The sequence below is a fragment of the Mycobacterium intermedium genome (assembly GCF_002086275.1).
GTDB lineage: Bacteria > Actinomycetota > Actinomycetes > Mycobacteriales > Mycobacteriaceae > Mycobacterium > Mycobacterium intermedium.
Genome location: NZ_MVHT01000055.1, coordinates 1 through 11,187, shown reverse-complemented (window position 1 = coordinate 11,187; position 11,187 = coordinate 1). Strand labels below are relative to the sequence as shown.

The 11,187-nt window shown below is 64.5% G+C and carries 8 protein-coding genes; 4 read left to right on the top strand and 4 right to left on the bottom strand.

Going from position 1 to position 11,187, the window contains the following annotated elements; all coding sequences use genetic code 11:
* Positions 1–80: 80 nt before the first annotated feature.
* Positions 81–836, bottom strand: a complete 756-nt coding sequence (locus BST27_RS18745) for a hypothetical protein (protein ID WP_069421855.1) — start codon at positions 834–836, stop codon at positions 81–83.
* A 190-nt stretch (positions 837–1,026) separates the two neighbouring features.
* Here BST27_RS18745 and BST27_RS18740 point away from each other — a divergent pair, with 190 nt between their 5' ends.
* A complete protein-coding gene (locus BST27_RS18740) occupies positions 1,027–2,823 on the top strand; it encodes an MFS transporter (protein WP_079220011.1) in 1,797 nt (598 codons plus the stop codon).
* Positions 2,824–3,019: 196 nt separating this feature from the next.
* Here the strand turns inward: BST27_RS18740 and BST27_RS18735 are convergent, their stop codons facing one another.
* Both BST27_RS18735 and BST27_RS18730 read right to left on the bottom strand, forming a co-directional pair.
* Positions 3,020–6,427, bottom strand: coding sequence for a TM0106 family RecB-like putative nuclease (locus BST27_RS18735; RefSeq protein WP_069421873.1), 3,408 nt, complete (start codon positions 6,425–6,427; stop codon positions 3,020–3,022).
* A gap of 85 nt (positions 6,428–6,512) precedes the next feature.
* Complete coding sequence (locus BST27_RS18730; protein WP_069421854.1) at positions 6,513–7,115, bottom strand: LppP/LprE family lipoprotein; 603 nt, start codon at positions 7,113–7,115, stop codon at positions 6,513–6,515.
* 425 nt (positions 7,116–7,540) lie between these two features.
* On the opposite strand from BST27_RS18730, the gene BST27_RS18725 reads away from it, so the two are divergent.
* From BST27_RS18725 to BST27_RS18715, 3 genes are all read left to right on the top strand, one after another.
* Positions 7,541–8,146, top strand: a complete 606-nt coding sequence (locus tag BST27_RS18725) for a ParA family protein (protein ID WP_232007424.1) — start codon at positions 7,541–7,543, stop codon at positions 8,144–8,146.
* Between the two features lie 1,179 nt (positions 8,147–9,325).
* The gene (locus tag BST27_RS18720; protein WP_249025706.1) at positions 9,326–9,919 is read left to right on the top strand and encodes a ParA family protein; all 594 of its coding nucleotides are present in this window, start codon (positions 9,326–9,328) and stop codon (positions 9,917–9,919) included.
* Complete coding sequence (locus BST27_RS18715; protein ID WP_139805234.1) at positions 9,916–10,374, top strand: hypothetical protein; 459 nt, start codon at positions 9,916–9,918, stop codon at positions 10,372–10,374. The genes BST27_RS18720 and BST27_RS18715 overlap by 4 nt, the downstream gene beginning before the upstream one ends.
* 225 nt (positions 10,375–10,599) lie before the next feature.
* On the opposite strand, the gene BST27_RS18710 is transcribed toward BST27_RS18715, so the two are convergent.
* Positions 10,600–10,959: a hypothetical protein gene (locus BST27_RS18710; RefSeq protein ID WP_069421851.1), complete on the bottom strand. Its 360-nt coding sequence runs from the start codon at positions 10,957–10,959 to the stop codon at positions 10,600–10,602.
* Positions 10,960–11,187: the final 228 nt, after the last annotated feature.

Genomic DNA, 11,187 nt, shown 5'->3' with positions numbered 1-11,187 from the left:
CGCCCCATAAAGGCTAACTCTTTGCTGACCATCCGCTAGTGAGTCCGGCAGAAGCCAGCCCGCTTTACGGCCGGGCGTGGCTAGCCCGCATCCCGCACGGGTGGCAGCAGGTGCAGCGTCACCGGCCAGCGCGCCGGCGGGTTACCGAAGGCCGACCGCGCGTTGCGCACCAACTTCTTGCCGATCATCCGGTTGCCGATGGCGCCGATGATCGCGCCGATGCCGACCGGCATCAGCTTGCCGAACATGAGCGCCCCGCGCTTCAGCGTGAATCGCTTGACGAAGTACTTGAACATCCGCGTGTTCAACTTCGAGATCGCCGGCAGCGGCAGCGAGGCCATGCTTTCCGACACCCAGCCGCCAGTGGTACGCCCGGGACCGATCAGTTCTGACACGGCGGTCTTGCTGTTGTCGCCGACCAGGACGGCCAGGATGAGCGCGCGCCGCCGGTCCCGGTGGTCGAGGGGAATGTCATACACCGACGCCAGCGCCAACACGAACAGTGCGGTGGCCTCGAGGAACACCGCGGTTTCGCCGGCGGCCGCAGAGAGGGCGGCGATGGTGCCGATACCGGGGAAGGTCGCCGCAGCGCCCACGGCGGCACCGCTGGCCGTCACGACGGACAGGAACCGCTTCTCGAGTTTGCTCACGATCTCGGCCGGGCCGGCACCCGGGTGGGCGCGCCGCAACCGGGCCACATAGGCCTCCGCCGCCGGACCTTGGATGTGCGAGCTGCGTTCGATGATTTGAGCCAGTGCGCGGGTAGACGCTTTGGGCTTGCCCGTGAGGCCATTCTGCTGAGAGTCGAGCTCAGGCTTCTTGGTTCGACCGATCATGTTGCCTCTCTTCAGAACGTCGTCCTACCAGGCTAGCGTCCGCTGCCGGTATCGCGGGCTCATTGGCATTTACCCGCTAGGTCGACGAGCGACCGGCACGCCCGGCCGGGATAATGCAAGGCTGGGCCTGATGCCCTCCCAATACCCGTTCTCAATGCCCGTTCAACGGGAGCCGAATCGAGGTGTGGACATGACCGCGGCGACGAGTCGGACTCTCGGGGGCAGCTACCCCGGTGATCCCTGGCACGCGCTGTGGGCGATGATGCTCGGCTTCTTCATGATCATGCTGGATGCGACGGTCGTCGCCATCGCAAACCCGACCATCATGGTGCAGCTGAATATCGGTTACGACACCGTGATCTGGGTGACCAGCGCCTACCTGCTGGGGTACGCGGTGGTTCTGCTGGTCGCCGGCCGTCTCGGCGACCGATTCGGTCCGAAGAATCTGTATCTGCTTGGCCTGTTGGTGTTCATGGTCGCCTCGGCGGGATGTGGTTTGGCCAACAGTGCGGCCATGCTCATTGCCGCTCGCACTGTTCAAGGTGTGGGTGCCGGACTGCTCACACCGCAGACGCTGTCGGCGATCACCCGGATCTTCCCCGTGCAGCGCCGCGGTACGGCGATGAGCGCTTGGGGTGCGACCGCAGGCGTCGCCACCTTGATGGGCCCGCTGGCCGGTGGCGTACTGGTGGACACCCTGGGCTGGGAGTGGATCTTCTTCGTCAACCTCCCTCTTGGCGTCGCCGCCCTGGCATTGGCGGCCTGGCTGGTCCCGGAGTTGCCGGTCGACGAGCGACGCTTCGACCTCATCGGCGTCGGGTTGTCCGGGGCGGGCCTGTTTCTCCTGGTGTTCGGGCTGCAGCAAGGCCAGTCCGCGCACTGGCAACCCTGGATCTGGGCGGTGCTCGTCGCGGGCGTGGGGTTCATGTGGGCATTTATCTATTGGCAGTCCATCAACCGGAGGGACGCGCTGGTCCCGCTACGGATCTTCCGCGACCGCGACTTCAGCCTGTGCAACATCGGAGTGGCCGTCACCGCGTTCGCGTCGACGGCGATGATGCTGCCGCTCATGTTCTATGCGCAGGCGGTGTGTGGCCTGTCACCCACCCGATCGGCGGTGCTGCTCGCGCCGTTGGCGATCGTCAGCGGTGTGTTGTCCCCGTTCGCCGGCAGGATCATCGACAGGGCCCATCCGCTGCCCGTGCTCGGCTTCGGCTTTTCGGTGCTGGCCATCTCCATGACATGGCTTTCGATCGAGATGCACCCGAGCACGCCGATCTGGCGACTGGTGTTACCGCTGTGCGTCATGGGTGCCGGGATGGCGTTCGTGTGGTCGCCGCTCGCCGCCACTGCCACCCGCAAGCTGCCGACCGAACTGTCCGGCGCCAGTTCGGGTGTCTACAACACCACCAGGCAGCTGGGTGCGGTGCTGGGTAGCGCAGGTATGGCCGCGTTCATGACATCGCGGATCGGTTCCGAGATGCCGCCCTCCTTCTTGGCGGGATTAGCTGGGTCCGGCTCCGGCGACGCCGGCGTACTCGAGGACGAGGGCGTCGGCCTGCAACTGCCCGACTTTGCTCGCGAGCCATTTGCCGACGCGATGTCGCAGTCGATGCTGCTGCCCGCGTTCATCGCCCTGTTCGGGATCGTCGCCGCGCTGTTCCTGGTCGGCATCGCCGGCTCGATGCACTCCGACGAGCCGCCTTACGACGAAGACCCGCATGACGACTACCAATACGACGACGACTTCGACGACGACGAATACGTCGAGTACATCCTTCGTCGCGAACCGGATGACCAGCCGGCACCGCGAGTCCCACAGCGGGTGCCCTCGGAAGCCGCTGTCGACGGCGTCGACCCGCAACCGTTGGTGGCCCCGGGGCGACGAGCGCGTGCCGCAACCCCGTACGCCCGTTCTGAAGCGCCGATCGGCTCCGGGAGGGACGGCTTTCAGACGACCCACGCTCGTCGTTCGTTCGGCCGCTAGGACGGCTGCCGCCTTAGGGGAACGTTATGCCGTGTGTAGGCGGTCGACACGTTTGGCGGAACCGGTACCGGCGGAGTCGCCGACAACGGCCAGAACGGAACCGACGGCCAAGTCGGCGGCACGCCCGCCCGGCACCAACGGCGGAACCGGGGACAATTTCCCGACGCGGTAACCGTTTTGCCTAGCCTAGGTCCGGCTAGCCGTGGGTCAACGCGAGGAACGCGCCCAGGTCCACCAGACCGGCGGGCGTGGCCGGCAGGTACTGGGTCAGCAGTTCCGAGCGCACGATCACGGCCGCGAACTGTGCCCTGCTGATGGCGACGTTCAGCCGGTTCCTGTTGAGCAAAAAAGCGATCCCGCGCGGCACGTCATCGATGGATGAGGCCGTCATCGAGATGAAGACTATCGGCGCCTGCCCGCCCTGGAATTTGTCGACGGTGCCGACCCGCACCTTGGCCAGGCCGGCCTCGGCCAATCGGTGGCGCAACAGCGCTACCTGCGCGTTGTACGGTGCCAGCACCAGCACGTCGGCGGGCTCCAACCGGCGGGGACCATGCTCATCGGTCCACAAGCTGCCTTTCAGGCGCCGAATCTCGTCGACGATCGCGTCGGACTCTTCGGGACTTTCCACCGAATTGCCTTGGTGGCGAACAGAAAGCACCCGCAGGCCGGGTTCGCATCCGGCAAGGCGACGCGCGCCGGTGCACTCGTCATGGGAGTGCAGCCTGCCCCCATACGACAACGCCGACACCGCAGCGCAAACCGCAGGGTGCATGCGATAGGAGCGGTCGAGGAAGTAGCCACGCTCGTCGGGCAGGGTGGGCTGGCCGTCGACCAGCCAGTCGAGTGCGGACCTGTCGACGGGTTCGGGGTGGGTGCCCTGGCTGACTTGCGGTAGTTGCTGAGGGTCCCCGAGCAACAACAGGTTTGCGGCCGCCGGGGCCACGGCAATCGTGTTGGCGAGGCAGAATTGGCCGGCCTCGTCGATGACGAGCAGATCCAGACTGCCCGGGGGCACCCGGTTGCTGTTCGCGAAATCCCATGCCGTGCCGCCGATCACGCAACCGGCATTATCGGCGATGAATGTCGGGTAGGCGTTTTCACTGATCTCTTGCCAGCGTGGGTCATCGCTGCCGGAGCGCTTCTTGGCCACTTGCTGCGGGTCCAGGCCGGCGTCGATCACGCAGCCCAGCAGATTCTCGACCGTGGCGTGTGACTGCGCGACCACACCGATCCGCCAGCCGTGCGCGGTGACCAGGTGCGTGATCGCCCGAGCGGCGGTGTAGGTCTTGCCCGTTCCGGGCGGGCCGTGCACCGCCAGGTAAGACGAGTCGAGATCCAGCACCGCCTCGGTAATGTTGGCGACGATGTCCCCACCGCGCGGCAGTGCCGCGCCGCTGCGAGTGCGCGGCGCGCGGCGCAACAACACGTCCATCAGCGCGGTCTCGGGTAGCTGCGGCAAACCTTCGGCGACGCCCGCGGCCGTCGACTCGATGGATGCGCGCAACGCCCCCGTCGGCACCGGAGGCCCGGGCGTCAGAGCGAACGGAGTCTGGTGAAATATGTTGCCGTCAGCGCCCGTTCGCTCGAGAATGACGACCTCGGTGGGCACGACGGGGTCGTCGACTTCAACGACGACGGCCTTCGCCGCCGCCCGGCGGTCGGGGTCGTCCGTCATGCCGGGCGGAGCCGGAGGTTCGTACAGGGCGTAGACCTTCGTCTTCAGGTCACCGCGCGCCAGCTCACCGGTGAGCCGCAGGCGGCGCTGTTGCTTGCGCGCACGGGGAGGCGTGTGCCAGTCGGCGACGACGGCGAATTCGCTGACGAGAAAAACGTCGGTGTTGTCCGACCATTCTTCCGCGGGATAGTTCAGCCGGTCGAAGTGCGCCCACCAAAATGGCTTGTCCTCGCGGCGGTGATAGCCGCGGGCGGCGGCCACCAAGGCAACCGCGATCTGCTCTGGCGTGCGGTCCGCCGCCGCGGTGTCCCCGCTGAACTCCGACAGCGTCGCGGCCAGTTGGTCGTGGTCTTCGATGGCGGCGCCATCCGGAATCGGTTGCACCCCAACCGGAGTGACACCGGCCTCCCAGGCGCGCATGAGCAGCCAGTCACGCAGTTCGCGGGTCGACAGGCAGTCGTAGTGGTTGTAATCCTCGATCTCTTTGAGAACGGTCGCGGCCTCGTCGGCGCGACCTGCGTCGCGCAGTTCGCAGTACCGTGCGTAGGAGGTGATCGAGTCGGTGGCGGTGGTGACGTCCCCCGAGCGCAGCTGGGCGCCCATGTAGAGGGGTTCCAGTGCCTTCAGGCTGAAGGACTCCGCACCAACGCGAATGCTCTTGCGCACCAGCGGATAAAGGTCTACCAGGACACCATTGCGCAACAAGTCGTCGACGTCGTCCTCGCCGACGCCGTAGCGACCGGCGAGCCGCAGCAACGCGGTCTTCTCGTACGGCGCGTAGTGGTAGATGTGCATGTTTGGATAGCGCTTGCGGCGCTTGGCCACCATCGCCAGAAACTCTTTCAACGCATTGCGCTCGTCCACCCGGTTGTGCGCCCACAATGGGCGGAAGGTGCCCTTCCGCCCGCCCTCCAGCACGCCGAACAGATACTCTAGCCCCCACTCCGTGCCGTCCGCCGTCCACAGCGGGTCACCTTCGAAGTCGAAGAACAGGTCACCCGGGTTCGGCTCAGGCAACAGCGACAGCGGCTGGGGGTCGGCGATCTCGAATTGCGGAGTGCCGGTATCGCGCTGGCGGACCTGTATTCGCGCCTGGGCGGTGAGCTTGGTCAGGGCGCTCGCGGCCAGGTTGGGTACCGGGCCGGAATGCTCGGCGAGTTCGGTGATGGTGGTGATGCCGGCGTCGATCAGCTTCTCCCGGTGGCTCACTCGCATGCCGGCGACCAGCAGCAGGTCGTCGGTCGCGCGCAACTGCTCGACGCACAGCGGGCAGCGGAAACACGCTTGCACCCCTTCGTCATCCCAGCGCACTGCCGCCCCGGACGCGTAGTGGCCGTCGAGCAGACGCTGCAAGCTCGCGCGCTGGGTGCGGTAGACCGGGATCAGGTCCTCGACGCGGTAAGGGACCACGTTTCCGTCGCCGAGTTCCAGTTCGGCCTCGGGAGCCACTGGCACGCCCGAAGCGGTCAGCGCGTCCGCGTAGGCGGCCAACTGCAACAGCGCGGTGACCTTGGGGGACCGGGCCAGCTTGGTGTCGACCACCCGATACCGTTCACCGTCGCGGATCAGAAAGTCGGCGAACCCGACGAAACGGCCGTCGAACATCGCGGCCTGATACACCACCGGCGCGCCATTGGCGATCGCGCGCTGGGTCGCCTTGGCGGCCGCCGTGAACCCCGCAACCGTGTATGCCGGACGACCGATGACGGCGACTTCGTCCCCGAACTCTTCGCGCAATTGGTCGAGCCGACGCCGCTCATGCTCGTCGCCAAGGGCAGCGGTCCGTGCCAGCAGTTCGTCCTCGACGGTGGCGGCGGGACCCCGGCCTAATCGGGCGTCGAAATCCCGCAACAGCGCGTACTCGCAGCGCGCCGCGGATGCCAGATCCGAAGCGCTGTAGACGACGCTGCCATCCCCGATGAACACGGTTGCCACTGTAGGGGAATGGTCTGACAACTAGGCGGTGCCGCTTGGCGGCGGCAGGCTCAACCGGCTGGCTCAACCGGCTTGATCAACCTCGCGTATTCCCGATGACCTCGACGGAGCTGCCGTTCCAGTGAAACTTCACCACGCTGGCCAACCCGACACCGTTGGTGTACGTCATCGCCACCGTGTCGCCGGTCGTCTGAGAAGGGTCAATGCCGTTGAATCCGTATGTGTCTGGCACACCCTGCGGGATGAACTTGCCGAGGTGGAACAGCACCGCTCGGGTTGGCGGGTTGCCCGCGTTCGTGTTGGCCTTGATGATCACGGCCGACAGCTGCGCGCACTCGTTGTAGTTGCCGGCCAGCGGTTCAGGATTCCAAGGCTGCGCGGTGCGCGGCTCGCGGGGCAATTCCGAGACGACTTTCGCGATGGTGGGCGAGGCGAGATTGACCTCACACGGGTCCTTCGGTGCTTCGCTGGTGGGCGGGGCAGCAGTGGCGGGCGTGGGGTCTGCTGTCCTTTCGGCGCTGCCGGCGGGCGTCGTCGCGGTGCTGGGTTTGGCGGTTGGTGTTTTTGCGACGGTGGAGTCCCCCGATCCGCAGCCCACCAACGTCGCTGCGGCTAGGGCGAGGACAGCCACGCCTGCCAGCGGCGTGGCGCGAGAGGATAGCGACCACACATCGCGCACGGTACCGCTGTGGGCCCCGTGGGTGTGGCAGGCGTGGCCGCAAAGCGCCGTCGGGTGACACCGTGATGTTGGCGCGCGGCGACTCGCGATGCGCGCCGTTGCAGGCATGCGCCGGACGGTTGCCACTGCTTCCGCCGCGAAACCCGCGGGTTCATCCAAGGCAATTTGTGAAAATCGTTCCGGAACTCACATGAAAGGCCTAATCTCATTTGCGTTCGGCAGGAGGTTCTTCGCGGTAGGCGGGTTGCGTGCAGCGGGGAGCCGCTTTTTCGCCTGTTCTGTGGGTTCGCCAGTTTGGCGTTTTTGCGCACGGATCAACTTGGGAGCCGGTTACTAGCAGGTGGGGTCCACCACCTAGCTGGCAGCGTCGACCCAGGGAAGCGGTGTCTGCTTCCCCGCGCGCGTTTGAAGGGACTCGCAGAGCTGTGATCTGGTCGCTGGTGCACACGAAGGGCGGCGTCGGAAAGACGACGACCGCAATGTTCTTGGCGTCGGCCGCGGTGCGCCGAGGGCTCCCGGTGCGGGTGATAGATGCCGATCCGCAGGCATCGGCATCTTCGTGGGCCGACCGGGCGGCGCATCGGGGTACTCCGTTGCCCTTTGAGGTCATTCCGGGGACGGGGTCGGTTGTGCGGGCGCTGTCCAGCGGACCCGGAGAGCTGCTGTTGGTAGATAGCCCGCCTGGCGTGGCGGCGGCGATTGACGCGGCGGTTGATGCAGCCGATCTAGTGATCATTCCGACGGGAACTCGTGCCGCGGACATCGATCGGATTTGGCCAACGTTGGACATCACTGCACACCGTCCCACGACGATTCTGTTGACCATGCTCGACATGCGGAAGGCAGAGGCGGTAGCGATGCCCCATGCCTTAGTAGCTGCGGGTGCTCCGTTATTGCGATGCACTGTGCGGTCAAAGATGGCGATTGAGCGGGCATTTGGCCGTGATGTCTCGCAGGGGTTGGGGGACTATGCGGCAGTGTTCGACGAACTCATTGCAGCGGCGATCGATGGGGAGGTCGCGGCACTGTGACTCGAAAAGCTTTGGACGGCGGATGCGGTACGCGACGCCGTGATCCGCCGACCAACAGTCAGCGCAGTATGTGCTCGTGGTGTGAGAATCAGATTGAGACTGAAACGTTCAGTGTGCTGATGCATCAACAGAAAAGCCATGGCAATCGGGGTACGGGCTGCTTGTCGTCGCATGCACCGGGCACAACGGGCACCGACTTCGAAGCGGATTCCTTCCGGCGGGGCGATCTGGCTCCGCGTCGCCGCGCCGGGGCCAGCCGCCCTGTTGAGATGTCATGCCGCCGCATCCGGGTGGGGGATTACACCTCGAGCACGAAGCTTCTAGATCAGGGTGCTAGCCACACCGGCGAGGTCACGGGCGCGAGCCCTTTGTTTAGGCGTTTTCCCCTCGCGTTGATTTTCCGCACGTAGGCTCCTTCCGGAAATATTCTTCAACAATCTTGTAGCGTCATATGCACGAAAATAAGGGGTCCGTGAATTTGCCCGCGCAAATAACACAAGCTGGTCCTGTACGCGCTGATCGCGCCTTCGCTGCAGATCACGCCATCATCGACGAAGAAGGCGCCCCGCAAAGCTATTACTGATCCACTATGGCTAACCCGATCGGCTGCACCCGCCTTCCTTAAACGCCTCCACGACACTCTCAACCGGCGACCTAGGCCCACCCTCAAACTCGACACCCTCGCACGACGCGTCGCCGCGCTCATCGCCCAAGCCGTCAGACGCAGTTGTTGCACTGATCGCTTGGGATTGAAGAGGTTTGGATGCAGGGGCCAATACATACTTTTAGGTACGTTTTGATCAGTTTTTGATGCCTTTGAGTCACGATACGGCCCGATCAAGCTACGGAAGGTGTCGTCAGATGCGAGGTCAGAGCCATTTGATTCCTGCTTTTTGTGGAATGCCCGTAATCTGCTCAGAACTGGCGAAGAAACAACCCCCCGCCAATGCAATGACATTGTCGTCTAGTCATATGTACTATGTGCGAACCGACTGAGGACCTCGAGGGTCCGTGTGGTGGTGCATCTTGAGCAAGGAGGCTTCCTACGTCGTCCGTGGTAGACGCCGCGACCACTTGGTAGGTCGCAGCGTCCAGAAGATTTGAGCAGCGGCTTTGTTTCGCGCGCGAGATGTACGATATCTATTCGGGGTTGTTTGGAGAACTGTGATCTGGTCACTTGTGCATACCAAGGGCGGCGTCGGGAAGACGACGACGGCGATGTTTTTGGCCGCGGCTGCGATGCGGCGTGGAGTTCCGGTGCGTGTCGTTGATGCGGATCCGCAAGGATCCGCGGAGTCGTGGGCTGATCGTGCGGCACATTTGGGAACGCCGTTGCCCTTCGATGTCGTCCCGGCGACGCCGGCTGACGTGCGTGTGCTGTCGCATGAACCCGACGAATTGCTCCTGATAGATACCCCCCCCGGAACGGCCACGGTGATCGATGCGGCGGTTGATGCAGCCGATCTGGTGATCATTCCGACTAGGCCTTGCGCCGCGGATATCGACCGGGTTTGGCCGACGCTAGATATTACGCAGCACCGTCCCACGACGATTCTGCTCACGCTGGTGGACATGCGGAAGGTGGAGGCCGTGGAGATGCCGCGCGTCTTGGCGGAGGCGAATGCTCCTGTGCTGCGGAGCGTCGTGCGGGATCGAGGCGCGATCGAGCGGGCGTTCGGTCGCGGTTTTCCACAGCATCTGGGAGACTACGCAGGCGTATTTGATGAACTGATGGCAGCGGTGCGGATCGTGCGGGAGGCTGTGACGTTATGACGGAAAAGCTTTCGACGGCCGACGCAGTGCGGGACGCGGTGATCCGCCGGCCGACTGGAGCCGCGGCGATAGCGCGGGCTGCGAGTGGATTGCAAGCCGGCGTCGCCCCTCGGGCCACTCCCCCTCCCTCCCCGACACCGGTGGTGTACGAGGCAATGCGCACGACGCTGCACCTCTCCCCGGCCATGCGTACCGCCCTCAAACGGCGGGCACTGGACCTGGAAACTACTATGGGCGACCTGATCCGCGCCGCTATCAACTCGGGGTTGCAGGACCCCGCGGCGCTGGCTCGCGCGTCGATGGCGCACCGCGGCGCTGGCGGTGGTGTTCGGACCACCCTCGACTTGCCACGGCCTGTGCACCGGACGCTTAAGCGGGTAGCCGCGGATGAGGAGACGAGCCTGCAAGCGCTCGTCGTCGCGGCTGTAGTTCAGGCCTACGCTGACCTTATTTGATGGGTCAGTAAACGCCGGAGCATCTGAAGTCATTACATCCGCCTCACGCCATCGATGGTTAGTTGGGCGTGTGGCCGCGACTGGTAGCAAACAACCGACGCCTTTTGCGTCCAGTCCTACCGATCCAGCTTGAGCCAGCCTCGCACAATTTGTTGTCTCACGTCGATTAGGTCGTGTGCCTACGCACTGCCGTCGGTGTACTGCGTTCCGCAGCGCGCAGCGTCGTCAGCCGTGCACCTCCAGCGGAAGTGAGAGGATTCCAGCCCCGCTAGTAACCACAAACACCCAACGGCCATTCACCGGCAGCGTTACCTCGACGTTGAAGAAAGCGAATCCCATTTCGCCCTTGGCTGCGGCTTCTGGCAGCTCGTACTCGACGACCAGTGAGTCGTCATCGGTCGGGGGCTTGATCTCTACCTCAACGCCCTGAAAGGGACTATCCGTCTCGGCCTGGGTCAGCACCACGAGCACGAAGACGGCTTGTCGGTCAGGCCCGACGAAGTATCGCGACAGCACGCCGCCCGAGACGTTGAGTTTGTTATCTACGACCGAAGCCGCTTCGGCAAGGAAGGCCCCGGTAATCACCCCGCCTAAGGTACATCAAGCTCTAATGGGCTGTTCAACGATGCTTTAGTCGCACCATGCCATGCCAATCGACTTGTCGTTGATCGCGCTTACATCGTCGTCGCGGCATACACCGACCGCATGAGCGGCCTCTCAGGCGCCACCGTTCTAGCCCGGATTTTTCGTGAAACGTTGTGAGTTTCGGGGTGTAGATATGCGAAAGTGCCTGTCCTGCAAGGAATAATTGGA